We start from the raw sequence: 23,535 nt of genomic DNA, 5'->3' as shown, positions 1-23,535 counted from the left end.
CCATCGTTTGCGGAGGGAAAGAGCAACTCCTCCCCTCCCTTGGCGCGATCCTGGGAGGATCAGCTGATCGGATCGAGAACGGTGGGCCATGCCTCCTTGTTGGTCTTGATGGCTTCGAGAAGCTTCTCCTCGCCGGTCCGGCGCGCGATCTTCTTCCACTCGGCCTCGGTGTCGGCCATCGCCTGCTCGGCGGTCTTTGCCTTGGTCAACGCGGCGACGAGGTTCTCGTCCAGCGCATTGTGGAAGGCGGTGGCACCGGGGTAGTTGATGGTCGGCACCGTGCGGGCGACCGTCTCGCGCACCACATCCATGTGGTAGGCGTGGTAGGTCTGGCGGACCAGCGGGTCGGAGAAATCCGACAGGCGGAACGGATCGAAATAGCCACCCGGATTGGCGGTCATCCAGGCGTAGATGCGGCTCGATCCGAGCCATTGCAGGAACAGGTAGCAGGCCTCCGGATTCTTGGCCTGCGACGAGACTGAGGCCGACAGATTGAGCCACAGCACCGAACGGCTGATCAGCTTGCCGTCGATCTCGCGGCCAGGCGGCAGCATCGAGCCGATCTTGCCGGTGACAGCTGAATCCTTGTTGCCGGCATTATCGAGGAATTTCGGCAGGTTGGAGAAGGCGCAGGTCATGGCGGCACCGCCCTTGGCAAAATTGCCGTACTGTTCCGGCCAGCCCCACGAGATCGCATCCGGCGAATGGTGGACCAGCGATGCAATGTACTCGTTGGTCGCCGCGATACCTTGCTCGGAATTGATCAGCGCCTTGCCGGTGTCGTCGAACAGGAACTGATTTGGCGAAGCCATTGAGACATAACGCTGGTACCAGTTGGTGTAGCCCCAGCCCTGGTTGCGCAGATCGGTCGAGCCGAACAGGCCCTTGTCCGGGCGCTGGAAGAAGGCCGCGATCTCGTCATGCTGCTTCCAGGTCTTCGGCGGCGCCAGCTCGTAGCCATGCTTGTCGGAGAAGGCTTTCTTCTCGGCCGTGTCGCCGAACAGATCGGTGCGGTAGACCCAGGTCTGGAAATCGCCATCCAGCGAAACGCCATAGGTCGAGCCGCGATACTGGTTGAGCAGCGACACGCCCTTGGCGCCGTTAACATAGCCGCGCTCGGGGTCGTCCCATTCGGGCTTATGCTGGGCGACGAAGTCGTCGAGCCTCAGGATGCCGCCGGTTTCGGCTAGGTCACCGAGGCGGTTCCATTCGACCGCGTAGATATCATAGGCCCCACCCTTGGTGGAGATGTCCTGCATCGTCTTGGTGAATTCCTGGCCATTCGGCACGCCGACGATCTCGAGCGGAATGCCGGTTTCCTTTTCCCACAGATCCTTGATCGAAGGCGCGCCGGCGGGAAACGGCTGCGTCAGCTGGCCGATCGAGCCGTCGGACAGGCCGAGCACGATCTTGGCCGGCGCCTTGCCGGCGCCCTTCATCGCCTTGGCCGCCTCGATGGCGCGGCCTTCCGGAGAGTCGGGCCCATATTGATAACGCTCCGAGCCGTCGAAGCCCGTGGGGCCGCCGATCATGCCCGGCGCGAGTGCGTCGGCGGCGTAGGCGCGGCTGGGACGGATGAATTTTGGCGCGATACCTGCTGCGGCAACAAGCACTGCCGCCTTTCCACCGGACGCCAACAAACGGCGCCGCGACATGCGGATCAAATTCGACATTGGAACTCCTCCCTCGGGCCTTGTTCCTCCATGGCCCTCGTGATGGATATTGACGGCACTGGGATAAGGCTGTCAACATCATAAATAATCAAAACACGTCATAACATCGCAATCGAGGAGGAAAAATGCATTCTGCTGAGATCACCATACAGCATCCGATGCTTGCATTTGAGGGAATCATGCACCACGCCAGCAAGTTGTGGTCCGCCCAGGCGATTTGGTGTAGCGCGCCGGCTTGCGCATCGGCTAAGGCCGGATACATCATTTCCCATCAGAATCGCGGATGGCAATGAAATCATCGTCCGGCATCCGTCCGTTAAAATCCGTGATTTTGATGCGCCCGTAGCGCCCTAGCATGAGGTGATCGACTGTGCGGTCCACGCTGACAGACATAGCCCGGGAAGCCGGTGTTTCAGCCGCCACGGTCGACCGTGTGCTCAACAACCGCGCCGGCGTCAGGGCGCGCACCCGCGAAGTCGTGCTCGAAACGGCGCAGCGGTTAGGCTACATCGCCGAAAATTCGAACAGCCCGAACTCACGTACGGCGCTGCCCGGCGATGTCATGCGGCTCGACTTCGCGCTGCCCGCCGGCACCAATTCCTTCATCAAGATGCTGCACCGGCATATCGAGGCGCAGGCGCAGGCGCGGCCCGATCTCGACGTGCGCGTCGCCACGATTGAAGGCTTCAATCCCGACCGGCTCGCCCGCCTGCTGCAGGACTTGCATGGCCAGACGCAAGGCGTCGGCGTCATTGCGCTCGACCATCCGACCGTCCGCGAAGCGATCCGCTCGCTGTCGGCCAGCGGCGTCAAGGTCGTCACCATCGCGTCCGACATCCTGCACGTGCCGAGGGTTGCCTATATCGGCATCGACAATCGTGCCGCCGGCCGCCTCGCCGGCTATCTGCTCAACCGCTTCATGGGCACTGATCGTCCGGGCAAGGTCGCGTTGTTCGCCGGCTCGCTCTCCTATCGCGGCCACGAGGAGCGCGAGATGGGCTTTCGCCACATCCTGACGGAGGAATCGCCCAATTTGCAGATCGTCGAGATGCGCGAAATGCTCGACGACCGGGAAAAGGCCTATTCAGAGGCCTCCGCGCTGCTGGACCGGCATCCGGATCTGGCCGCGATCTACAATGTCGGCGCCGGCAACACCGGCATCGCCAGGGCGCTGAAGGAGCGCGGGCGCGCGCTATCGACCGTGTTTCTCGGCCACGAGGTGACGGAAGGCACCAAAGAGCTTCTACTCGACGGAACGCTCGACGCGGTCATCGACCAGAACCCGCGCGTCGAGGCCCGCGAAGCACTGAACACTTTGAGCCACGCGGTCAGGGGCTTGCCTTACGAACTGCACCAGCCGCGCTTGCAGGTGATCTTCAGGGAAAGCATCCCGGAGATCTGAACGGAACCTCAGGGATGAGAGAGAGGCCGCGCCGGCTGGCGCAGCCCCGCAGCATTTTCAACTACGTCTACTGGACGGCGGCGACTTCCGTATAAGCACCATCGACAAAGCTCTTGTCGACCCATTTGCTATAATCGATCGAGCCTTTCAAAAGCCCGGCGCCGGCCATGAACTTCTCTTCGCTCTTGAGCGCCGCGATCGCATCGTCGGTGAGCTTCGGATCCTGGTAGAACAGGCCCTGGCTGTAGGTCTTGCGGACGGATTTTTCCGACGATTTGGTCGCCTCGACGAAGGTCTTGATCGTCTCGTCGGGATGCGCGTCGGCCCAGCGCGAAATCTCGATATCGACCTTCAGCAGCCGCTTGACGAGATCGGGGTATTTCGCCGCGAAGGCGCCGTTGACGGAGATGACGTTCGGCACGTTCCATTCCGGATGCGTGCTGGTGTCGTAGAGCACGCGGGCCTCGCCGGTGTCGACCAGCTTGGCCGCCGTCGAGTCAGTCTCGACAATGGCATCGATGTCATCGCGCAGCAGTGCGGGCCCTGACGCCTCGAAGGGTAGGTTCAGCCCTTCGATGTCGCTGGTCGTCAGGCCGACGCTGTTCAGCGCCTTGCTGAAATTCGAATGCCGTACCGTGCCGGTGAGATAAGCGACCTTCTTGCCCTTCAGATCCTGCAGCGTCTTTAGCGGCGAGTCGGTCTTGACGATGATGGAGGAGCCGCCTGCCTTCACATAGCTCGACACGCCGATGAGCTTGACGTCGGCGCCGGACGCGGCGACGCGCAGCGCTGGATTGTTCCCGGTATAGGTGACCTCGATCGCTCCGGTCGCCAATGCGGTGGTCGCCTCCGAGCCGCCGTTGAAGGTAACCAGTTCGACCTTGATGCCGTCCTTGGCGAATTCCTTTTCCCACCAGCCATGCTGCTGGGCGAGGATGAATTTGAGATGCCCCGGTGCGGTGCTGCCGATGCGGATGACTTCAGGCTTGTCCTGCGCGAAGGCGGGAGCGACAACGACAGAGCCGCCGACGGCCGCGGCTATGGCGCCCTGCAAGAGCAATCGGCGTAATGCACTGAAAGATATCCTGGGCATCTGAAATTCCTTCCTGATTGGCATGAACTGCTTGGTTGGTTCAAATCATTGAGGCTTCCGACTGGCCCTTCCAGGCGGTTGCCCAGCGTTCGAACCAGACGAGCAGGTAGTTGACGACGAGGCCGATGACGGTGAGCGTCAGGATGCCGGCATACATGTCGGCCGTTTCCATCATCAGTTGCGAGTTCTGGATGAGAAAGCCGAGACCGGATTTGGCGGCCAGCATCTCGGCACCGATCACCGCGAACAGCGAGGATTTCACGCCGAGCCGCGCGCCGGCGACGATCGAGGGAATGCTGGCCGGCAGGATGATTTTCCTGAACATGTCGAAGTCGGACGTGCCCATCGAGCGCGCCGCCTTGATCAGCAGCGGATCGACCGACTTGACGCCGCTGATCGTGTTGACGAGGAGGAAGAACACCGAGGAGTAGAAGGTGATCGCCACCTTCGATTCCTCGCCGATACCGAGCAGAAGGATGAACACCGGCAGCAGCGCGAACTGCGAAGTGTTGCGCAGCGTCTGCACCAGCAGATCGGAGACCTTCTCGAACAGCGAATAGCGCCCCATCAGCAGGCCGAGCGGGATGGCAACGACCACGCCCAGCGCGAAACCAATGGCCGCGCGTTGCAGGCTGATACCGATATGCTCGACCAGCACGCCCGAGGCGAGCAGATCCCACCACGCGACCAGCACCTCACTCAGCGGCGGGAAGAAGATACTGTTCAGCCAGCCGAGCCGTGGCGCGATCTCCCAGGTGAGAAAGAACAGGCCAAGCAGCGGCAGGCCGTAGATGAACGTGCCGAAGCCGGCTCCTCTCCTGCGCCTGACGGCCGGGGTAGCGCTGCGGGCCTTGATTGCCGGGACCCTGGCGGCGGCCACCGCTTCACCGGCTCCGGCAAACGGATGAAAGCCGCCGGCAGGGCCGAACTTTTCGGTCAGATAGGCCATGCCAAACTCCTCAGTGGCTGAACGCCGGCGACAGCGTCCAGTCCTTTTGCGCCTTGTTGACTTCGTCGCGCAGCACTTCCCAGACGCGGGCGCGGTGATTGTTGAAGGCCGCACTTGCGCGGATATCGCCGTTGCGCGGCCGCGGCAGGTCGATCTCGATGATCTCCTTCACCGTGCCCGGGCGTGCTGTCATGACGACGACCCGATCGGCCAGGAAAATCGCCTCGTCGATCGAATGGGTGACGAAGATCACGGTGGTCTTGATCTTGCCCCAGATCCTGAGCAGCTCGCCTTGCAATATCTCGCGCGTCTGCTGGTCGAGGGCGGCGAACGGCTCGTCCATCAACAGCACTTCCGGATTGCTGGCGAGTGCCCGGGCGATCGCCACGCGCTGCTGCATGCCGCCGGAAAGCTGGTTGGGGAAGCGGTTCTCGAAACCGGCAAGGCCGAACAGCGACAGAAGATGGCGGGCCGTGGCGGTGCGCTCCGATTTTGGCACGCCGCGCACTTCCAGCGCATATTCGATATTGGCCAGCGCCGTGCGCCAGGGAAACAGCGCATATTGCTGGAACACATAGCCGGTCTTCGGATCCGGCCGGGTGATCCTCCTGCCATCGAGCTGGACACCGCCGCTGGTCGCCTGCGTCAGCCCGCCAATGATATCGAGCAGCACCGATTTGCCTGAGCCGCTCGGCCCGACCAGCGTGATGAACTCGCCCTTGCGGATGGCGAGATCGACGCCGTCGAGCACGGTGACGCGGTCGGTCGCCTCGCCGTCGACGGTGATGGATTGTCCCGGCTTGAGCTGAAAAGTCTTCTTGATGTCGCTGGCGACGATGCGATCCACGTCTGTCTCCGATCGTTTCACTGCGCCACGCGGATGCGGTGCGTCGGGTCGAGCTGCGAGCCGCCGGCCTTGCCGCGCTTCCAACCGAGCGCACGGGCATAGCCGCCGAACAAATGACGTGCCTCGACCTCCGCCTCGCTGATGCCGGTCGGACCTTCGGCGACCTCGGCCACGTAGAGCGCATCGGTCGGGCAGTAGATTTCGCAGAGAAAGCAGGTCTGGCAGTCTTCCTGCCGCGCGACCACCGGCACGCCGCCCGTCGCGTCGAAGACATTGGCCGGGCAGACCTTGACGCAGATGTCGCATTCGACGCACCGCGTGGCCGAGACGATCTCGATCATGACGCCAGCTCCGCCAACCGTTCGGGCGCCCCAGCGATACGGAAATCATCAACGCCGGTGATCACCAGTCGGTGCGCGAAGGCGGGGTTCTTGCCCGGCAGATCGGTGCGGCGATGCATGCCGCGGCTCTCGTTGCGATAACGTGCGGCAGCGATCGACCAGCGCCCGGCGGCAGCAATCGACGCGGCTTCGCGCGTGCGGATCCGCTCCAGTCCCTCGCCTTGCAGGTGATCGCGCACGTCGCGCCACAGCGTCTCAAGCCGCTCGCCGCTCTTTTCCAGGCCGGTGTCGCTGCGGAAGAAATTCTTGTCGAGCGGTGTGACCTCATTGCGCACGGCTTCTATCACCTCGCCTGCGGAAACATCGGCACGCGGCGAAGCCGCCGGCCGCAGACCGGCCTGGCCGAGCGGCAGCACCTCGCTGCGGAACGCCTTGCCGCCGCGGCGCCTGGCGTGGGTCGAGGCACCCTTGCCCGCCCACCAGCCGCTGGCCAGCGCCCAAGACGAGTTGACGGCGCCGCCGCCCGACACCGCACCGGTCATGATCTCGCGGCTGGCCGCATCGCCGGCGACATAAAGGCCGGGCACGCCGGTGGCGCAGTCGTCGGAGACGATGTCGATGCCGCCGGTGCCGCGCACCGTGCCTTCGGCGCGCAGCGTGATGCGGAACAGATCGTTGAAGGGGTCGATGCCGGCGCGGTCATAGGGCACGAAGCAATTCGGCTGTCCCTGGCGCAGCCAGCCTTGCAGCGCCGGCTCGGCCTGGTCGAGCCGCGCATAGAGCGGCCCCTCGATCAGCGCACGCGCCACTTCTTCCTCGCGGTCGCCGATGCCATTGCGCAGCGGCTCGCCAGTCGGTCCGAGGATGGGCGAACCGTCCTCGCGGTGGAACGAGGCCCAGCGGAACGGCAGGCCCTTGTTCAGCGACGAGCCATGCGGCGCCAGCGTGTACTTGCCGGTGAATTCCATGCCCGAAAGGCTGGCGCCGGCTTCCGCCGCCATCAGATAGCCGTCACCGGTCAGCCCGGTCGAGCCGAGGATGCGTTCGCGGAAGGCGCAGCCGCCGGTTGCCAGCACGACCGCCCTGGCATCGACGCGCCAGTCGCGCTCGACCTGGCGGCCGACCCCGGCCGCACCGACGATCGCATCGCCGTCGGACAGGAGTTCGAGCGCCGGATGATGATCGAGCACGGTGACGCCGGCCAGAAGCACCCGGCGGCGCATGAAGCGCATATAGTCCGGCCCGCGCAGATTGGCGATGTAGAGCCGCCCGTCATCCTCGCTCGGAAACGGATAGCCCCACTCAGAAAGTTGCAGCAGGTTGCGGTAGGCGGTGTCGACGCAGCGCAGCATCCAGCGCTGGTCGGCAAGCTCGCCGGTGCGCTGCCAGCGCCGCTCGACCACCGCATGCCTGTTGTCGCCCGGCGGCACGCACCAGGTGCCGGTGTTCGACGGCGCCGTGGCGCCGCTGGTGCCGAGATAACCCTTGTCGGCCAACACCACGGTCGCACCGTTCTCAGCCGCGGCGACCGCCGCCCAGGCGGCCGACGGACCACCGCCCAGCACCAGCACATCGGCTGCGAGGTGCAGCCTTTCGGGAGCGGATCGGACGGCTCTGGCAGTCTTCGGCATGATCACTCACGGAAAGGGGAATTGGTGGCCGGCCGAGGGCGGCAGGTTCGGTCAGGCCGCCCTGGAGAACCACACCGGCTCGTTGCCGGCGCTCCATTTGATATTGCAGCCGATCGACGGCACCTGCTCAGCGGCCGGCGTTTCGCCCTTCAGCACCGTGTCGACCGCGGCGCGCAGATCGGCGCCCGTCACCGGCTTGCCGTTGCCCGGCCGCGCTTCGTCGAACTGGCCGTGATAGGCGAGCCGCCGATCGGCGCCGAACAGGAAGAAATCGGGCGTGCAAGCCGCTCCATAGGCTTTCGCCGTCTGCTGTGAAGCGTCCTTGAGATAGGGGAAGCCATAGCCGAATTTGTCGGCCTCCTCGCCGATCCGGGCCAGCGCCTCCTCGGGATGCGCCTCATGGTCGTTGGCGTTGATCGCCACCACCTGCAGGCCCTTGCCGGCATAGTCGTTGGCGAACGCCGCGAGAGCCTCGCGGATCAGCACGACGAACGGGCAGCGGTTGGAGATGAAGGCAACGAGCAGCGCCGGCTTGGCGTCGAAATCGGCCAACCTGTGAAGCACGCCTTGCGCGTCCCACAGCAGGAAATCGGCAGCCTTCGTACCAAGGTCGATAGGATTGGATTCTGTCTTCGGCATCGATGCGCTCCCTTTGTGTCTCGCAGTCCAGCCGCGAACGCCCATGCCGTTCGCAGTTAGTCTATGAATTTAGTAGAATTATAGGCTGGAGATGCCGTTCGCGGTCAAGCTGGCGGGATGGAATATCATCCCAATGTTTGTTCCGGACCTGCAACTTTGTTCGGCCCGCAAGCGTCCTGGAGAAAACGGCGCTCCGGACCGGCGTCCGACCACGACGGCCGGCGCCTCCACATTTCGCGTTAAATGGCCGTCTCGCACAGGGGCAAAGCGGGCCTGCCGATATTGGCCTTAGTCTGCGTCCGCGACCTCTGGATACAGCGCCTGCGCCAGGTCGCGGATCGCGTCGGCGGTGCGTGGGCCGAAACCCATCATGTAGGCGCCGTCCAGCACGATCAGCGCCTTTGTCTTCGCCGCCGGCGTGGCGCTCAGCGCGCGTGTGCCGAACACCTGCTCGGCGGTCGGCCCGCCCTTGCCGTCGCTCATCATCAGGATGACATCGGGCGCCATTTCGATCAGCTTCTCCTCCGACGCCGGCTTGTAGCCCTTCACGACAGCCATCGGATTGATGCCGCCGGCATAACGGATGATCGCATCGGCCGCCGTGCCGGCGCCGGCCGCGCTGAGCCGCACGAGGCCGTGGAAGAACACCACCTTCTTGCGGCGCTCGGCCGGTATTTTTGCGGTGAGATCGGCGGCTGCCCGGAAGGCATCGAGCACGCGCCTTGAAACCTCCCTGCCCTTGTCCTCAAGGCGAAGCGCTGCGGCGATCAGGGTAATCTTGCGCTCGATGCCTTGTGGACTGTTGTCTTCCGGCACAAAGACGACGGGGATCGCCAGCGACTTCAGCACCTCGATCGCCTCCGGCGGCCCGCTGTCCTGCGCCGCCAGGATCAGATCGGGGCGAAGCGCGACCAAGCCTTCGACGGACAACTGACGCCGATAGCCGACATTGGGCTTTTGCGCGACGGCAGCGGGATATTTGCTGCCACGATCGACGGCGATGATCCGCTCGCCGGCGCCCAGCGCATCGACGATTTCGGTAACGTCGGAACCGAGCGTCAGGATCCTGGTTGCCGGACCGGTCGCGACTGTCCGCCCTGATGCATCGACGACCGTCTCGGCGGCCAGCGCTTTGAACCCGCAAGACGGCGCAAGAACAGAAAGCGCCAGCAGCAGCACCGCCATATTGCTCGATCGAAACCAGCGCACTTGTCCGCACCCGCTATCACTGCCGACCATGCCATTCGCTCCTGTGTTTAAGAATCCTGGAAGATGGTCGTGGCCTATAAAATTAAAGTTGACTAATGTCATCATGTTTCAATAAGTAGCCCTGCCCGACCGCCGGTCGAGGCTTCTCCATCATGCCAGCCAGGGCCGACGGCCGCCGCCAGCAATCTTGCTTTTCCCGGGGGCGGCATCGCTATGAGACTGACAAGCAACAAGACCTTGATGGCGAGCACCGCGCTCGCCTTCGCGCTCGGCCTGTGTGTCGCGCCGCCCGCCGCCGCGCAGGAGGAGCAGAAGCAAGGCGCCGCCGCCAAGGCCGACAGGCCGGTCAAGGTCCCCCAACAGACTGAAGCGAACGAGCCAACCGTGCTCGATCTGATCACCATCTCGGCGACGATGATCAAGACGGCCGTCATCGACTCGATGGCTGCCATCAGTGCCGTCGATCAGGAAGAGCTCGAGCGCATCCAGCCCGACACCGCCGCCGACATCTTTCGCACCACCCCCGGCGTTGCCGCCTCGATGAACGGCGACGATCCGGCGACCGCCATAAACATTCGCGGACTGCAGCAGTATGGCCGCGTGGTGGTGACGCTCGACGGCGCCCGCCAGGACTACTGGCGCGTCGGCCACGGCTCGGGCTCGTTCTATGTCGAGCCCGAATTGATCAAGGATGCGACAGTCATTCGCGGCCCGGTCTCGAATGCCTATGGCTCGGGCGGCATCGGCGGCGTCGTCTCCTTCGAAACCAAGGATGCCGGCGATTTCCTCAAGCAGGAGGAGCGCTGGGCGCTGAGCGAGAAGCTCGGTTATGAGAGCAATGGCGACGGCTTCACCACCAGCACCACCGGTGCCTACCGCTTCAGCGACGACGCCGACATCATCGGCAATCTCATCTATCGCGACCGCGACAGCTACACCGACGGCAATGGCGACACTGTGCCGTGGACCGGCGAGCGCATCACCAGTGGCTATATGAAGGCAACGCTGCGGCCGGCCGACGGTCACGAGCTGAAGCTTGGCGCCATCCTGCAGCGCTACAGCGACCAGATCACCGGATCGAGCGGCTCGACCTCGCCGACGCTCAGCCGTTACGACACCGACACAACCAATCAGACCTACACGGCCGCCTACACCTGGAAGCCGGACGACAACGAGCTGATCGACTTCAGTGCCAATGCCTACCACAACCGCACGCGCGCCGAGCAGACACAGGTCTGGCCGACTTCCGCGATCGGCAACTTCCGCTACTATGACGTCGCCACGAAGGGCTTCAACGTGAAGAACTCCTCGCGTTTCGACGCCTGGAAGATGGCCCACACGCTCACCTACGGGCTTGACTACTACTATCTGGAAGCATCATCGGAGGCCGCGCATTTCGGCGCCGGCGAACAACAGGGCTATGGCGGCTTCCTGCAATGGCAGGGCGACTATGATAACTGGCTGCAGCTCATCGCCGCCATGCGCTATGACGGCTACCAGCTCGACGGTGAGACAAAGACCGTGCCGCCGGAGGAAGCCTCGATGTCGGGCGACCGCTCGTCGCCGCGCCTCACCGTAGGCGTCACGCCGCTCGAAGGCTTCCAGCTCTACGGCACCTATTCCGAAGGCTACCGGGCACCGGGCCTGCAGGACGTCTATCGCGGCGGCGGTGCGCACGGCTCTGGCGACACCTACGTGCCCAATTTGCTTCTTCAGCCCGAAACGGCGAGGAACTGGGAAGCCGGCGTCAACTTGAAATATGACGACATACTGGCCACTGGCGACCTGTTTCGTGCCAAGGTCAACGTCTTCCACACCGATGTCGAGGATTACATCGAAGTCGACCTGCGCCCCGACGTAACGCGCACGGCGATCAATATCGGCGACGCGCGGCTGAAAGGCATCGAGGCTGAGGCGGTCTATGACTATGGCTGGGGTTTCGTGAACCTTGCCGGCGCCCTCATCGACGCCAAGGTCGTCAGCGGCGTTTACTCCGGCCAGGCGCTGACCAACACGCCGCTCGACCGCTTCTCGGCAACACTCGGCTTCAGGATGCTGGAAGACCAGCTCACCGTCGGCGCGCAATATCTCAGCGTCGGCAAGATCACCCGCACCAGCCGCACCGACCCGGCCCGGCCGCCCGAAATCAATGACGGCTTCGACCTCGTCAATGTCTTCGCCAACTGGCGCATCAATGATCACGCCAGGCTCGATTTCGCCGTCGATAACGTCTTTGACACCGCCTACACCGACCCGCAAAGCGCATGGTCGACGTCGGCGGCAACAGAACAGGGCAAGGGCCGCACCTTCAAGGTGGCGCTGACCGGCAGGATCGGAGGTTGAGAGTGAGCGAAGCATCGGCAAGCGGACTGGCCTGCGAGGCGCGTTTGAACCTGCGCAACCTGCGGCTTTACATCGACCGCATCAGCGACCGGCTGCAGAGTTTCGATGCCGATGCCTCGCAAGAGGGGCAGCGGCTCGACTTCCGCTTCGCCTTCGGCGGCGCTTCCTTCGACATGGAGCGGCTGGTGATGCGGGCCAATGCCGCCGACCGCGACGGCCTGGCGCGTATCAAGGACCTGCTGGCCACCGCGGTCGAGGTCTATGCTAGGGAAGAAAACCCGGAGATCGTCTGGACCGGCGATCTCGCCGGGGAAACCCGTCTCGCCCAATTCCGTGAGATGGTCGTCACCCAAGTTGGCGATCTCACACCGCACATGCGCCGCATCCGCTTTGCTGGCGAGGATCTTTCTCGTTTTGCGAAATTCGGCGGCATGCATATTCGCATGCTTTTCCCGACCAGCGAAGTGCCCAATCCGCTCTGGCCCATGCTCGGCAGCAATGGCCTGCCGGTCTGGCCTTCGGACGACAGGCGTCCAGCGGCGCGCGTCTACACCATCCGCGCGCTCGATATGGCCAACGGCGTCATCGATGTCGACTTTCTGACCCATCCCGGCGATAGCGTCGGCGCCGCCTGGGCCATGCAAGCGGCACCCGGCATGAAGGTTGGCATCATGGGGCCGGTCGGCCGCCCGGTGCGGCCGGCATCATGGTATCTCATGGGCGCCGACGAAACCGGCCTGCCGGCGTTGGCGCGACTTCTGGAGACGCTCCCCACCGAGACCAAGGGCGTGGCCTTCGTCGAGATCGCCGACGATGGCGAACGACAGGAGATCGACAACGCCACAGGCATTGAGCTGCACTGGCTGACACGGGACGGCGTTGCGGCCGGGCTCAGTGACAGGTTGGCGGATGCTGTCCAGTCGGTTGAATGGCCGCAGACCGGCTCGGCCTTCGGCTGGTTCGCGGCAGAAACCGCCGCCGCCAAGATCGTTCGTGAACATTGGCGCGGTCAGCTTTCACTCGGCCGCGACCAGACGTTGGCCGCGGCCTATTGGCGCCGCGGTGCCGCCGGATTGATGGCCGGCTAGGTCAGGCTCACTATCGCTTGCCCATCCTCGTCGATGTCGATGGCGATCCGGTCGCCGGATACAATGCCCGACGTGTCGCAAACGACCAGCGGCATGCGGATGTCGTAGAGGAATTCGGCGACGATGGCGCCGACGGCAAGGATCGGATCGGGTCGCTCCAGGATGATGCCGGCCGGCGCCGTGCCTTTGCGGATCGCCTCGGCAAGTACCGATGAGGTGGACGACGAGCCTCGCCCACTCGCCATGACCAGGATCCGGTCGGCGACATTGCCGCCCAGAGCCGGGTGCGAATGGTCAATGATCTCGCCTGTTTCGACATCGATCCCGCCCCAGAAGCTGAGCGCTTGCGACAGCACCAGCGCTGAGCCTTGCGCCCTGCCGGCAAGCTGGAAAATGCCAGTTCTGTCCAGCGCTCGCCTGTCCTGCTCGCTCATCGCGTGCCCCGTACGACATGGCCACCCGCGGCCGAGCGGATGCAGTCTTCCATGTCCCCGAACGCCACCGACACGCCGATATTGCCCGGTGCGTAATGCGCCCATTTACCGGAATTGGTCATCACCGCGCCATCGAGGCGCTCAAGGATCGACGTGACATAAGTGCAGGTGTCGGCGACCGGAATCAGGCCGAACGCGCCCATGCCAGCCAGAGCGCCCTCGTCCTGAAGCCGCGTCAGCGTCGCGCGCCCGGTGTTGACATAGATCGGGATGTCCCTGCCCGGCGCCACCTCGCGCAGCATCGGCAGCAGGCGCATCCACTCGTCGTGCGAGAAATGCGGCGTGCCTAACGAGACGGCCGCAAGCGGCGCGCCGTCGGGGACGCTCGACAGCTTGGCCAGCGCATGGTCGATGTCGGCGCGAGAGATCCGGATCGTCTCCTCCGGCGCCAGGCCATGAAGGGCTTCTTCGAGCGTGTTCGCTTCCGGCGTGATGCCAGCCGCATGGAACAGCGCCACGGCGCCCGTCGTTGCGGCGGCTGCGCCTAGCGCCTTCAGCTGGTCCTCATCGCGTGGTTTTGGCAGGCCCGAGATCACCGGGATGCGATCGCCACTCGCTTGCCCGATGATCAGCCCGACGGCGACGAACAGGCTGTCGCTCGGTTCCAGGTCAGAACCGATCAACTCGAACAGAACCCGGCCACGTCGGTTTTCGCTCAGATGCAGTCCCCAAGCCGGCGCGCGCCCGGTCATCGCGCAGCACAAATCGATGAAATCGCCATAGCGGTTGGTCCGCGCTCCGATTACCGAATTGGCAAAGACGATGGCGTTGGACTCACCCCAGGCGATCTGCTCGCCAAAGCTTGGCCGGAACCGCGTCTGATAGGGCGCGCAGGTGAAGGTCGCCTGGCAGCCGAGCTCCAGATGCGCCTTCATCAGCCGGCGTGCCGGCGCCTCTTGCGACAGCGGCATCTTCACCAGTCCGGGATGGATGAGGTCGAACGAGCCGACATTCAGCGTCGTCGGGACCCGAACGTGGCCGCCGCCCTCGATCAGCCTTTCGACGAAATCGAGGCTGGCCTGGCCGTGATACAGGCAGCCATCGATATGAGCACCGGCAATGTCTAACAGCTCGCGCGCACCGACCGCCTTCGAAAAGGCGACTAGGATCTTCATCGCGGCGGCCACGGCCGGGCCCTGCTCGCCCTGCAGCATCGACTGGTCGCCCGCATTCAGCTCAAGCATCATCAGGTATTTCGCTTTTCCGCATTGTGCCCGACCATGCTCTCACTGATTGCGGTCCGCCTGGCAAGATCAGTTCGCGGCGATCAGCACCGTACTCTCCGGCGACCAGCGCAGCACCACCTCTTGTCCTTCCGCCAACCTTTCAATGCCTGTGTTCTGCACGATGACCTTGAGCGTTTGCCCGTCGCGATCGACGAAATAGGTGCTGTTGTTGCCGGCGAAGATGCGCTTGGAGATTTGGCCACGGAGCACATTGGCGTTCGGATCAGACGTTCCGGAATCGGTGGCAATGCGGATGCGTTCGGGCCGCACCGCGCAGCTAGCTTTGGCGCCGGCGGCAAGCGTCGCGCCTGCCCCGGCGGCAATCGCGGTGCCATCGACCAAGCGGATACCGGTTCCGGTGCTGTCGCCGCGCAAGATATTGGCATCGCCGAGGAAGGTGGCGGCGAACTCGCTCTTCGGGCTGTCGTAGATCTCCTCCGGCGGCCCCTCCTGCACCAGCCGGCCGTCGCGCAGGATACCGATGCGGTCGCTCATCGTCAGCGCCTCTTCCTGGTCGTGGGTGACGAAGATGGTGGTGATGCCGATCTCGCGCTGGATCCGCTTCAGTTCGATCTGCATGTCGACCCGCAGCGCTTTGTCGAGCGCGCCGAGCGGCTCGTCGAGCAAAAGCACACGCGGCTTGGTGACGATGGCCCGGGCCAGCGCGACCCGCTGGCGCTGGCCGCCGGACAGCTGATGCGGCCGGCGGCCGCCGAGCTTGCCGAGCTGCACCAGGTCGAGCGCGCGCTGCACCTCGCTGGCGATAATTGCCTTGGCCTCGCCACGCACCGACAGGCCGAAGGCGACATTGTCGGCAACGCTCATATTGGGAAACAGCGCATAGTTCTGGAACACCATGCCGATGCGCCGCTTCTCGACCGGCACCCGCTCGACGCTCTCGCCGCCAATGGCGATGCGGCCGGAGTCGGGAAAATCGAAGCCGGCGATCTGGCGCAAGAGCGTGGTCTTGCCGCTGCCCGACGGCCCGAGCAGCGCATAGAAGCCGCCGTCGGCGAAGTCGATGGAGACGTCATCCAGCGCCTTGTGCGCGCCGAAACTGCGCGACAAATTCGATACCTGCACGCCGGCCATTATTTTTCTCCGCCGAATTTGAAGAACCGTGCCGTGAGCAGCATCAGCGCCATCGAGACGACGATGATGATCGTCGAGACCGCGTTGATCTCGGGCGTGAAACCCTTGCGGATCGCGGCGTAGATTTCGACCGGCAGCGTCGTCTGGCCCGGCGTCGACAGGAAATAGGACACCACGAACTGGTCGAACGACACGGCGAAGGCGAACAGCCCGCCGGCGATGACCCCCGGCATGATCCACGGCAGCGTCACGCGCGAAGTTACCTGCCATTGGTTGGCGCCGAGCGACCGCGCCGCCTCTTCGAGTTCCGGTGCAAACGTCTGCAGCCGGGCCGAGACGACGACGATCACATAGGGCAGCGCCAGCGCCACATGGCCGAGCAGGATTGCAAACAGACCCCGCCCGATACCGACGCCGAAGAAGAAGATCAGCATCGCCGTGCCGGTGATCAGCCACGGAATGGCGATCGGCGGAAACAGCAGCGCTTGCAGGAATTTCTTGGCGCGAAATTCGTAGCGGAAAAGCGCTAGCGACGCCGCCGAGCCGAGCACGACGCAGATGATGGTGGTGATGATCGCGATTTCGAGGCTGTTCCAGGTGGCCGAGATCAACTGATCATTCTGCCACAACGAGGCGTACCACTCTGTCGTCCATTCGAACGGCAGTTGATAGAAGGGCGAGACGTTGAACGACATCAGCGCCATGATGATGATCGGGAGGTAGAGGAAGGCGAGCAGCAGCCAGATGTAGAGCCGGCCGAGCCATTCCAGGATACGGGTCGTTGCCATCACGCAGCCCTCCGCAGCACCGGCGACGCCAATGCCAGGATGACCAGCACGACGGCCAGCAGGATGAAGGAGAGTGCTGCACCCAGCGGCCAGTTGAAGACGGCAACGAACTGGTCCTCGATGACCGTGCCGTAGAAGGTGCCGGTGCGCCCGCCGAGGATGCGCGGTTCCATGAACGAGCCGACGACGGGCACGAAGATCAGCGCCGCACCGGCGACCAGCCCCGGCATGGACAGCGGAACGATCACCCGTCTCAGCATCTGCAGCCGTGAGGCGCCGAGCGAGCGCCCCGCCTCGATCAGCGAATCGTCGATGGCCTGCAGCGTCAGGTAACAGGTCAGCACCATGTAAGGCACATAGGAATGCACCAGGCCGATGATGATCGCCGGATAGGAATACATCAGGTCGATGTTGATCTTGAACGGCAGCACGGCGTTGAGCGCGGTGTCGAGAATGCCGCCCTCGCGCAGCACCATCGCCCAGGAGAAGATGCGCACCAGCCCGTTCGACCAGAACGGCAGGATGACGAGCAGGAAGATCGCCTCGCGACTTCGCCCCTTCAGCACCTTGGCCAGCACGTAAGCCGCGGGATAGCCGATGATGACGCACCATAGCGTCACCTCGAGGCCGAGCCTGAGTGACGCCAGCAGCAGCGTCAGATACAGCCCTTGTGAGAAGAAGGTGGTGTAGTTCTCCAGCGTGAACGCCCACGCCTTCCCTGCCAGCGGCAATTCGGTCATGAAGGAGAAGAAGACCATGGCCGACAGCGGCAGGAAGATCGCCACCGTCAGCCATAGATAGGCAGGCAGGAGCAGGGGCAAAGCCGATCGCAATCCGCTCCTCGAACCGCTCGCGACCTGTCCAGCCATATGCCCTTCCTCCCCGAAAGCCGGCCGCTACTTCACATTCACCTTCAGCTCCTGCCACAGCGCCAGATAGGCCTCGCGCTGCGCATCGGTGATCGGCGCCTGGAACTGGATGCGCTTGGCGACATCAGGATCGCCCATGACCTTGCGGTTGAAGGCATCTTCGGGAAGGGCTGCGACCGCCTTGGTGTTGGCCGACACCGGCGCGCCGACTTTGGTGACCCATTCGACATAGAAGGACGGATCGACCATGTAGTTGATGAAGGCCTCGGCGCCGGCGACATTCTTGGAGCCGACCGGAATGGAAAAGGCGTCGAGCCAGGCGACGGCGCCTTCCTGCGGGATGACCAGCGCGACCGGCAGCTTGAAATGCGTCTTGGCGCGGTCGGCCGAGCCGCTCCAATAGGTGCCGATGTCGATTTGGTTGGAGGCGACCATCTGGTTCCAGTCGTTCTCAGAACTCCAGAATGTCTTGATCTGCGGCATCAGCGAGGTCAGCTTCGTCTTGACCGCTTCCATGTCCTTGATGTCGTTGATGTTCTGGCCGGTGGCGATGGCGCCGAATTGGACCGCTTCGACAGCGTCGTCGCGAATGACCACGCGACCCTTATGGGCCTCGTTCCACATTTCGGTAATGCTGGTCGGCGGCGTCTCGAAGGCCTTTTCGTTGATGGCGAGCGCGGTCAAGCCCCACACCCATGGCACGCCATAGACCTTGCCGTCGCGGGCGAGCATGGGCGAGCCTGCCTTGTCCGGGCTGATGTCGGCATAGTTGGGGATCTTCGAAACATCGATCGGCTGGATCAGTTTTTCCGCCATGGCCTGGTCGTTGAAGGCGGCGTTGATCATGACGACGTCGTAGAGGCCGGGATTGGTCCTGAGTTTGGTCAGCATTTCCTGTTCGGAATTGAAGAAGTCGTTGACGACCTTGTTGCCGGTCGCCTTCTCGAAGGCCGCGATGGCCCAGGGCTCATCGGCCCCGTAGCCCTTCCAGTTGAGCACATGCACTTCGGCGGCAGTGGCGGCCAGCGTGAATACGGAGGTGACGACGGCAGTCGCCGTCAGGAAAGCAGTCAGTTTGGGCATGCGCATGTTCGTTCCTCTCATTGTTTGCCCGGTTGGCGGGGCTTGTTACGTCATCTAGGCTGTCAGAAATGGGCCTCTTACTCCCGGCCGTGCACGGTCGTCATTCGATCGTCATGGCTGAGGAATGTCTGGATCTCCTGGTCGGTCGGCGCGGACGACCCGCCATGGCGGGTGACCGAGAGCGCCGCCGCCGCATTGGCGTAACTTGCCGCCTCGAAGGGCGGCACGCCGCGCGACAGTGCGCTGACGAAGGCGCCGATATGCGTGTCGCCGGCGCCATTGGTGTCGACGGCGGCGACCTTGAAGCTGGGCACGGCCTGCCTGCTACCGTCTGCCAGCCGCACGAAGCAGCCTTTTGCCCCGGCGCGGATGATGACCCCGTCGGCGCTCGGGCAATGATTAGAAAGAAGCCCGGCGGCAATGGCCTCGACATCGCCGGCACCGGCGATCTGGACCGCTTCGGCGGTGTTGCAGCTCAGCCAGCTCGTGCGCGCAAGCACCCGATCGAGAATGGCGCGCGGAATGTCTGATATGACCGGCGTCGGATCGAAGACGAAGGGAATTTCCGCCGGCAGCGCCTCGATCCAGTCGGCCAGCGCATCGCGGCTGCCGGGATAGCTCAGCGTGTAGCCGGAGGCGAACACCCAGTCCCCCGGCGCAACCCGGACAGACGCCATCATGTCGAGATTGAGCATGCTCTCGGCGCCAGGCCACGACACGAAGGTGCGCTCGGCGTCGCCGCTGATCATGGCGACGCAATTGCCGCTATCCATCACTGACGATGGTGGCGTCAGCGTTGCGATGTCTTCGGCGGCGAAGGCGGCCCGCAGGAAATCGCCATTCGGCCCGCTGCCGAGCTGGCCGCCGAAGGCGGCCTTCATCCCGGTGCGGCTGGCCGCGACCATCATGTTGAAGCCGCCGCCGGCGACCTGGGCATAGCTCGATGCGGTCTTTTCGGTGCCGGGCGCCGGCAAGGCGTCGATGCGGTAGACATAGTCCACCACCGCGCTGCCGACATGGAGGAGACGGCCGCTCATGTCAGGCTGAGCTCTGCTCATGCCGCCGCATCCTTGCCGGAGCTGCTTTTCGCCATCCGCATAGCGACCAAGTCGGCGGCAAGAGCGCGCACCTGAGCAATATCGAGGCCTTTCAGCCGGGCGATGTTTTCCTGTGGCAATCGGGAAAAACCGGCGCAGGCGCCCGCCATGCCGGCGGCGATGGCCCCGATCGTGTCGGTGTCGCCGCCGAGATTGGCGCTGATGACGGCCGCCTGCCAGGGATCGCCGCCGGCGATTTCCAGCACCGCGAAGGCCGCAGGAACCGATTCCTGGCTGGCGACGCCGGTGCCGACCAGATCGACGATCAGCCGGATTCCGTCAGCGACAGCCTTGCCGCGGACGAGGTCCCTCCCCCAGTCGATGCGTGCGGCAATATCACCGCCGGTGACCCAGTGTCCGAGCACTGCGCCGCGCCTAGCCGCCGCGATAGCTCGGTCCGAAGCTGCGCGCCAGCCGCCGCCGGCAACGCCGCAACTGACAGCGGCGGCGACGGCAGCGGCCGAGGCGATGGCGATCGAGGTGTTGTGCGTGGCGCGGCAGGTTTCGGCGACCTTGGCGACCAGCGCGTCGAGCGGCTCGGCTGGCATCATGATGCCGACCGGCGCGATGCGCATGGCCGCGCCATTGGTGTCACCGCCGCTTCCGGCCTCCTCAGCCGGCACGCCGTCATTGATGGCATCGATGGCGCGCTTGGTCGAAGGTCCGAGCAGATCGTAGCTGCCGCGCGCCTTCACGTCGCGCTCCCAGTCGAGCAGTGCGTTGACCCAGCGCGTATGGTCGAAGCTATCGCCTGAAACAACCAGGATACGGCCGAGCAGCAGCGCCTGTTCGGTGTCGTCGGTGACAGTGCCGGCGACCAAGCCTTTCGATACCGGATGGTCGACGACGGGCGCAACGAAATCCTCGACATTGCCGTAGAGCTCGGCGATGCGGGCCGGCGACAGCAGCTGCGTCGGCATGCCGAGCGCATCGCCCAGCGCACCGCCGATAAGCGCCCCCATCGCTCGGTCGATCGCCTCGGCGGCGTCCATGCTCAGAACTCCAGGTGAAGGGCGAAATGCGCCGGATTGAGCAGGCTGGTGACATATTCGATGGCGCGGCCATCGGCGGCGCGCGTCAACCGCCGCGTGCGCAGGAACGGCGCGCCGGGCGCGCAGTCGAGAATGGCCGCGTCCTCGGCGCTCAGCATCTCGATATCGACCCATTCCTCGCCGTGGTCGGGAACGAGCCCTGCTCCGCGCAGTGTCTGATGCAGAGAGCCCTCGCGCAGGCCGCGCAACGGCACGTCCTCCAACTCGGATGACAGTGGCAGGCGGCTGCGCTCGATCGAGATGGCGTGGCCGTCATCGGCGTTGGTGCGGACGCGGTCGACGGCGATGAAGAACGGGCTTTCGACGCCCAGCCTGGCAGCGAGCTCGGCATCCTGCATGACTTCGAGCCTGAGCGTGCGCGTCTCGGCATTGGCGCCGGCATTGGCCAGCGCCCGCGACCAGCCGACGGCGTCGTCGACCGGCATGCCGTCGAAGGTGACGAACGAGCCGATGCCGACCTTGGTGGTGATCAGCCCACGGCTCGACAACTCCTCGAGACCTTTGCGGATGGTGTTGCGGCTGACGGAGAAGCGCTGGACGAGTTCGTTCTCGCTCTGCAGGCGGTCGCCGAAACCGAGCACGCCGGAGCGGATCTCGTGCTCGAGGACGGTGGCGATCCGTTCGGGCTTGCCCGTTCCGGGAGATGACAGAGTCGTGCGACGCGCCATGGAATACCTGTTCAGTGAACCTGTATAGTCCTGTTCAATATCGTGGCGTAGTAGTCATGTCAACGGTTCATAGCCCAGCACGCTTGTTGAGTTCCCCGGCGTCCCCCCATGCCGGGCAAGATCGCCCTGCTGAGCACGAACGGTTCGTCGCAGGCCGGAATTTTATGGGAACCTTCACCACCCTCGAGCGGTTTTTTCTATAGTCGCAAATGCGGCGACAATCGAAAAATGGAGACAAATGGAGACAAACTATGCTTACGAAAATTCTCGCAGCGTCCCTACTCGCCGCTGGTCTGGCGACCTCTGCGATGGCCCAGAATGCCAGCGACCCGGACGCTGACATGGGTACCGGCAGCGACAGAAGCGTCGTCACCGACCCGGCCCCGATTGATCCGAACCTGGCCGAACCGAATACTGTCGATCCCGGGATTACTGGTAGCATTATTGCGGGCCCTGACGGCTTGAATTCCAATGCCGATCGGAACTGCCCTATAGGCCCGCAGGGCGCGATGCCCGATGCAACGAACAAGGCTCCCGGCACGGTTTCACCGACCGTCAACGACAATCACTGCGGCAAGTAACCGAGTTTCGGGAACTCACGCTTTTCGGCCGCGGCACGGACAGAGCTTCGTCTCGCGGCCGAAGCGCTATATGTTCTAGCTCGCTGAAGCCTTGCGCGGCCGGGCAGCCTTTGGCTTAGTGCCCTTGGGCTTGCTATCCTTGGCCGTGCTATCCTTGGGCTTGGCGGCCGCCGGCCCCTTCGGCCGAGCCGCCTTCGCTTTCGGCTTGCCGTCGATCTCGGCTGTGGCCTGGTCCCAGTGCTGCTGATGCGCACCGTCGGGCCGGCCGGCTTGTTCCCAGATCGCGTGGGCCCGCTGACGAATGCGTTCTTGCCTGTCGTCCGTCACTGTTGCCTCCATCGGCTCGAATCCGTGAGCGACAACTGTTTTAGCTGAAATTTCGATCGGCGTCTTGAGCGGCTTCAGCCCTAGTCGGATAGAACCGCGACACCGAGGAGTGCTGCCTTCTTGGTGATCAGCCCCGCCAGATCCGCGTCCGAGCGCTCCGTTCCAGTTCGCTCACGCACCGCTGCAATCAAATCCTTCATCGACAACAGGGCAGTGCCCCGTTCAGCAAGCAATTTGTCGACAGATGCGGCCACATTGACATTGGAAGACTCGACATGCGGCAACATGGAAATGGCTCCTTCCCGCGACAAGACGATCAACAGCCGGCTGCCTGCCGGCGAGCCGCCGCTCGCTCTTGCGTCTTCCCGAGAGAGCGGCGGGTGAAGGTCAGTCGATGACCTGCACGATCCTGCGGGTGCCGGGATCGACCAGCACGGTGCGATCGTCGACGACCACGTATCTGTATTCCACGTCGGGAACGTCGATCGGATGAAGCTCAACCGTGTCGGGCAAGGTGGAACCGACATTGAGCTCCACTCCCAGAAGGCTGATCGACGCCAGCGGGTGCCTCTGCACGTATTCGCGGACGACTGTCTGCTGCTCGGGCGTGATAATCACCTGGTCTGCGGTGGCCACGCCGACACCGGCGAGCAGAACCAGCCCGGCGGCGGCAGGAACAAGGTGGATTTTCATCGTCTTCTCCTGTCTGGTTTGCGGGCTCCGCCTTCCACAGTCAGGAACGGCAAGCCCAGATTGCAAAACGCCCACACAACCTTCTTGTTCCGTGAGCGGCCGCTAATCGATCGCCGCATTGGCGCCGCCTTGATGCGTTGCTGCGAGAAATCGCAGTGGCCCGCGTTCCTGTCCGCAGGCACGCGGGCCGATCGGATCTCCCGATCAGCAGCGATACCGGAGGGGGGTGATATCGACTGCTTCGACAAGAACAATTAGCAAGAACTAATGTTCCGGGCCGCAAGCGAAAAAGCCTGCGAACCGCCGCGAGACGGCGAGCGCGGCCTATTGTTTCGGCGGCTGCGCCGGCA

24 protein-coding genes are annotated in these 23,535 nt (G+C 64.0%); 4 read left to right on the top strand and 20 right to left on the bottom strand.

The window, feature by feature from the left end; translation table 11 throughout:
- Nucleotides 1-59: 59 nt before the first annotated feature.
- A complete protein-coding gene (locus tag EOB36_RS22875) occupies nucleotides 60-1,673 on the bottom strand; it encodes an extracellular solute-binding protein (RefSeq protein WP_128285752.1) in 1,614 nt (537 codons plus the stop codon).
- A gap of 370 nt (nucleotides 1,674-2,043) precedes the next feature.
- Here EOB36_RS22875 and EOB36_RS22870 point away from each other — a divergent pair, with 370 nt between their 5' ends.
- Nucleotides 2,044-3,075, top strand: coding sequence for a LacI family DNA-binding transcriptional regulator (locus tag EOB36_RS22870; RefSeq protein ID WP_095482648.1), 1,032 nt, complete (start codon nucleotides 2,044-2,046; stop codon nucleotides 3,073-3,075).
- Nucleotides 3,076-3,142: 67 nt separating this feature from the next.
- Here EOB36_RS22870 and EOB36_RS22865 read toward each other — a convergent pair whose 3' ends face one another.
- The 7 genes from EOB36_RS22865 to EOB36_RS22835 all read right to left on the bottom strand — a co-directional run bounded on the left by EOB36_RS22865 (nucleotide 3,143) and on the right by EOB36_RS22835 (nucleotide 9,814).
- Nucleotides 3,143-4,168 carry an aliphatic sulfonate ABC transporter substrate-binding protein gene (locus EOB36_RS22865; RefSeq protein ID WP_128285751.1) on the bottom strand — a complete coding sequence of 342 codons (1,026 nt, stop codon included), beginning with the start codon at nucleotides 4,166-4,168 and terminating at the stop codon, nucleotides 3,143-3,145.
- A 40-nt stretch (nucleotides 4,169-4,208) separates the two neighbouring features.
- Nucleotides 4,209-5,117, bottom strand: a complete 909-nt coding sequence (locus EOB36_RS22860) for an ABC transporter permease (RefSeq protein WP_128285750.1) — start codon at nucleotides 5,115-5,117, stop codon at nucleotides 4,209-4,211.
- Between the two features lie 10 nt (nucleotides 5,118-5,127).
- The gene (locus tag EOB36_RS22855) at nucleotides 5,128-5,964 is read right to left on the bottom strand and encodes an ABC transporter ATP-binding protein (protein WP_128285749.1); all 837 of its coding nucleotides are present in this window, start codon (nucleotides 5,962-5,964) and stop codon (nucleotides 5,128-5,130) included.
- A 17-nt stretch (nucleotides 5,965-5,981) separates the two neighbouring features.
- Complete coding sequence (locus EOB36_RS22850; protein ID WP_126105794.1) at nucleotides 5,982-6,305, bottom strand: ferredoxin family protein; 324 nt, start codon at nucleotides 6,303-6,305, stop codon at nucleotides 5,982-5,984.
- Complete coding sequence (locus EOB36_RS22845) at nucleotides 6,302-7,936, bottom strand: FAD-binding protein (protein WP_126105793.1); 1,635 nt, start codon at nucleotides 7,934-7,936, stop codon at nucleotides 6,302-6,304. The genes EOB36_RS22850 and EOB36_RS22845 overlap by 4 nt, the downstream gene beginning before the upstream one ends.
- A gap of 51 nt (nucleotides 7,937-7,987) precedes the next feature.
- Nucleotides 7,988-8,575: a thioredoxin family protein gene (locus EOB36_RS22840; RefSeq protein WP_128285748.1), complete on the bottom strand. Its 588-nt coding sequence runs from the start codon at nucleotides 8,573-8,575 to the stop codon at nucleotides 7,988-7,990.
- Nucleotides 8,576-8,863: 288 nt separating this feature from the next.
- Complete coding sequence (locus EOB36_RS22835; RefSeq protein WP_128285747.1) at nucleotides 8,864-9,814, bottom strand: ABC transporter substrate-binding protein; 951 nt, start codon at nucleotides 9,812-9,814, stop codon at nucleotides 8,864-8,866.
- 183 nt (nucleotides 9,815-9,997) lie between these two features.
- Between EOB36_RS22835 and EOB36_RS22830 the strand changes: the two genes are divergently transcribed.
- Together EOB36_RS22830 and EOB36_RS22825 are read left to right on the top strand one after the other, a co-directional pair.
- On the top strand, nucleotides 9,998-12,127 hold the full coding sequence (locus EOB36_RS22830) for a TonB-dependent hemoglobin/transferrin/lactoferrin family receptor (RefSeq protein ID WP_128285746.1): 2,130 nt from the start codon (nucleotides 9,998-10,000) through the stop codon (nucleotides 12,125-12,127).
- A 2-nt stretch (nucleotides 12,128-12,129) separates the two neighbouring features.
- Complete coding sequence (locus EOB36_RS22825; protein WP_128285745.1) at nucleotides 12,130-13,215, top strand: siderophore-interacting protein; 1,086 nt, start codon at nucleotides 12,130-12,132, stop codon at nucleotides 13,213-13,215.
- Here EOB36_RS22825 and EOB36_RS22820 read toward each other — a convergent pair.
- From EOB36_RS22820 to EOB36_RS22780, 9 genes are all read right to left on the bottom strand, one after another.
- Complete coding sequence (locus EOB36_RS22820; RefSeq protein ID WP_128285744.1) at nucleotides 13,212-13,649, bottom strand: DUF126 domain-containing protein; 438 nt, start codon at nucleotides 13,647-13,649, stop codon at nucleotides 13,212-13,214. The two genes, EOB36_RS22825 and EOB36_RS22820, sit on opposite strands and share 4 nt — an antisense overlap.
- Nucleotides 13,646-14,896 (bottom strand): aconitase X, encoded by a 1,251-nt coding sequence (locus tag EOB36_RS22815; RefSeq protein ID WP_128285743.1) that lies wholly within the window; start codon nucleotides 14,894-14,896, stop codon nucleotides 13,646-13,648. Before EOB36_RS22815 ends, EOB36_RS22820 begins: the two co-directional genes overlap by 4 nt.
- A 66-nt stretch (nucleotides 14,897-14,962) precedes the next feature.
- Complete coding sequence (locus EOB36_RS22810; RefSeq protein WP_127293418.1) at nucleotides 14,963-16,027, bottom strand: ABC transporter ATP-binding protein; 1,065 nt, start codon at nucleotides 16,025-16,027, stop codon at nucleotides 14,963-14,965.
- On the bottom strand, nucleotides 16,027-16,815 hold the full coding sequence (locus EOB36_RS22805; RefSeq protein ID WP_128285742.1) for an ABC transporter permease: 789 nt from the start codon (nucleotides 16,813-16,815) through the stop codon (nucleotides 16,027-16,029). The genes EOB36_RS22810 and EOB36_RS22805 overlap by 1 nt, the downstream gene beginning before the upstream one ends.
- A complete protein-coding gene (locus EOB36_RS22800; RefSeq protein WP_128285741.1) occupies nucleotides 16,815-17,684 on the bottom strand; it encodes an ABC transporter permease in 870 nt (289 codons plus the stop codon). The genes EOB36_RS22805 and EOB36_RS22800 overlap by 1 nt, the downstream gene beginning before the upstream one ends.
- Nucleotides 17,685-17,711: 27 nt before the next feature.
- Nucleotides 17,712-18,773 (bottom strand): ABC transporter substrate-binding protein, encoded by a 1,062-nt coding sequence (locus tag EOB36_RS22795; RefSeq protein WP_128285740.1) that lies wholly within the window; start codon nucleotides 18,771-18,773, stop codon nucleotides 17,712-17,714.
- Between the two features lie 71 nt (nucleotides 18,774-18,844).
- Complete coding sequence (locus EOB36_RS22790; protein ID WP_128285756.1) at nucleotides 18,845-19,804, bottom strand: PfkB family carbohydrate kinase; 960 nt, start codon at nucleotides 19,802-19,804, stop codon at nucleotides 18,845-18,847.
- A 17-nt stretch (nucleotides 19,805-19,821) separates the two neighbouring features.
- The gene (locus EOB36_RS22785; RefSeq protein ID WP_164547167.1) at nucleotides 19,822-20,856 is read right to left on the bottom strand and encodes an ADP-ribosylglycohydrolase family protein; all 1,035 of its coding nucleotides are present in this window, start codon (nucleotides 20,854-20,856) and stop codon (nucleotides 19,822-19,824) included.
- 2 nt (nucleotides 20,857-20,858) lie between these two features.
- Nucleotides 20,859-21,584 carry a GntR family transcriptional regulator gene (locus EOB36_RS22780; protein ID WP_128285739.1) on the bottom strand — a complete coding sequence of 242 codons (726 nt, stop codon included), beginning with the start codon at nucleotides 21,582-21,584 and terminating at the stop codon, nucleotides 20,859-20,861.
- 251 nt (nucleotides 21,585-21,835) lie between these two features.
- Between EOB36_RS22780 and EOB36_RS22775 the strand changes: the two genes are divergently transcribed.
- A complete protein-coding gene (locus EOB36_RS22775) occupies nucleotides 21,836-22,165 on the top strand; it encodes a hypothetical protein (RefSeq protein ID WP_128243939.1) in 330 nt (109 codons plus the stop codon).
- Nucleotides 22,166-22,240: 75 nt separating this feature from the next.
- On the opposite strand, the gene EOB36_RS22770 is transcribed toward EOB36_RS22775, so the two are convergent.
- The 3 genes from EOB36_RS22770 to EOB36_RS22760 all read right to left on the bottom strand — a co-directional run bounded on the left by EOB36_RS22770 (nucleotide 22,241) and on the right by EOB36_RS22760 (nucleotide 23,185).
- A complete protein-coding gene (locus EOB36_RS22770) occupies nucleotides 22,241-22,492 on the bottom strand; it encodes a DUF2934 domain-containing protein (protein ID WP_128285738.1) in 252 nt (83 codons plus the stop codon).
- Nucleotides 22,493-22,572: 80 nt separating this feature from the next.
- Complete coding sequence (locus EOB36_RS22765; RefSeq protein WP_128285737.1) at nucleotides 22,573-22,779, bottom strand: hypothetical protein; 207 nt, start codon at nucleotides 22,777-22,779, stop codon at nucleotides 22,573-22,575.
- Between the two features lie 100 nt (nucleotides 22,780-22,879).
- Nucleotides 22,880-23,185 (bottom strand): DUF1236 domain-containing protein, encoded by a 306-nt coding sequence (locus EOB36_RS22760; RefSeq protein ID WP_128243938.1) that lies wholly within the window; start codon nucleotides 23,183-23,185, stop codon nucleotides 22,880-22,882.
- Nucleotides 23,186-23,535: the final 350 nt, after the last annotated feature.

The organism is Mesorhizobium sp. M6A.T.Cr.TU.017.01.1.1 (assembly GCF_004023115.1).
Lineage (GTDB): Bacteria > Pseudomonadota > Alphaproteobacteria > Rhizobiales > Rhizobiaceae > Mesorhizobium > Mesorhizobium mediterraneum.
Note: the sequence above shows the minus strand (reverse complement) of the source record. Positions and strands in the feature narration are given on the sequence as shown.

Excerpts from the sequence above, each read along its gene's own strand:
- EOB36_RS22760 (WP_128243938.1), bottom strand. The coding sequence starts at position 23,185 with ATGAAAATCCACCTTGTTCCTGCCGCCGCCGGGCTGGTTCTGCTCGCC.
- EOB36_RS22785 (WP_164547167.1), bottom strand. The coding sequence starts at position 20,856 with ATGGACGCCGCCGAGGCGATCGACCGAGCGATGGGGGCGCTTATCGGC.
- EOB36_RS22865 (WP_128285751.1), bottom strand. The coding sequence starts at position 4,168 with ATGCCCAGGATATCTTTCAGTGCATTACGCCGATTGCTCTTGCAGGGC.
- EOB36_RS22845 (WP_126105793.1), bottom strand. The coding sequence starts at position 7,936 with ATGCCGAAGACTGCCAGAGCCGTCCGATCCGCTCCCGAAAGGCTGCAC.
- EOB36_RS22805 (WP_128285742.1), bottom strand. The coding sequence starts at position 16,815 with ATGGCAACGACCCGTATCCTGGAATGGCTCGGCCGGCTCTACATCTGG.
- EOB36_RS22775 (WP_128243939.1), top strand. The coding sequence starts at position 21,836 with ATGCTTACGAAAATTCTCGCAGCGTCCCTACTCGCCGCTGGTCTGGCG.
- EOB36_RS22815 (WP_128285743.1), bottom strand. The coding sequence starts at position 14,896 with ATGATGCTTGAGCTGAATGCGGGCGACCAGTCGATGCTGCAGGGCGAG.
- EOB36_RS22800 (WP_128285741.1), bottom strand. The coding sequence starts at position 17,684 with ATGGCTGGACAGGTCGCGAGCGGTTCGAGGAGCGGATTGCGATCGGCT.
- EOB36_RS22830 (WP_128285746.1), top strand. The coding sequence starts at position 9,998 with ATGAGACTGACAAGCAACAAGACCTTGATGGCGAGCACCGCGCTCGCC.
- EOB36_RS22765 (WP_128285737.1), bottom strand. The coding sequence starts at position 22,779 with ATGTTGCCGCATGTCGAGTCTTCCAATGTCAATGTGGCCGCATCTGTC.
- EOB36_RS22795 (WP_128285740.1), bottom strand. The coding sequence starts at position 18,773 with ATGCGCATGCCCAAACTGACTGCTTTCCTGACGGCGACTGCCGTCGTC.
- EOB36_RS22875 (WP_128285752.1), bottom strand. The coding sequence starts at position 1,673 with ATGTCGAATTTGATCCGCATGTCGCGGCGCCGTTTGTTGGCGTCCGGT.
- EOB36_RS22835 (WP_128285747.1), bottom strand. The coding sequence starts at position 9,814 with ATGGTCGGCAGTGATAGCGGGTGCGGACAAGTGCGCTGGTTTCGATCG.
- EOB36_RS22850 (WP_126105794.1), bottom strand. The coding sequence starts at position 6,305 with ATGATCGAGATCGTCTCGGCCACGCGGTGCGTCGAATGCGACATCTGC.
- EOB36_RS22780 (WP_128285739.1), bottom strand. The coding sequence starts at position 21,584 with ATGGCGCGTCGCACGACTCTGTCATCTCCCGGAACGGGCAAGCCCGAA.
- EOB36_RS22810 (WP_127293418.1), bottom strand. The coding sequence starts at position 16,027 with ATGGCCGGCGTGCAGGTATCGAATTTGTCGCGCAGTTTCGGCGCGCAC.
- EOB36_RS22860 (WP_128285750.1), bottom strand. The coding sequence starts at position 5,117 with ATGGCCTATCTGACCGAAAAGTTCGGCCCTGCCGGCGGCTTTCATCCG.
- EOB36_RS22790 (WP_128285756.1), bottom strand. The coding sequence starts at position 19,804 with ATGAGCGGCCGTCTCCTCCATGTCGGCAGCGCGGTGGTGGACTATGTC.
- EOB36_RS22820 (WP_128285744.1), bottom strand. The coding sequence starts at position 13,649 with ATGAGCGAGCAGGACAGGCGAGCGCTGGACAGAACTGGCATTTTCCAG.
- EOB36_RS22840 (WP_128285748.1), bottom strand. The coding sequence starts at position 8,575 with ATGCCGAAGACAGAATCCAATCCTATCGACCTTGGTACGAAGGCTGCC.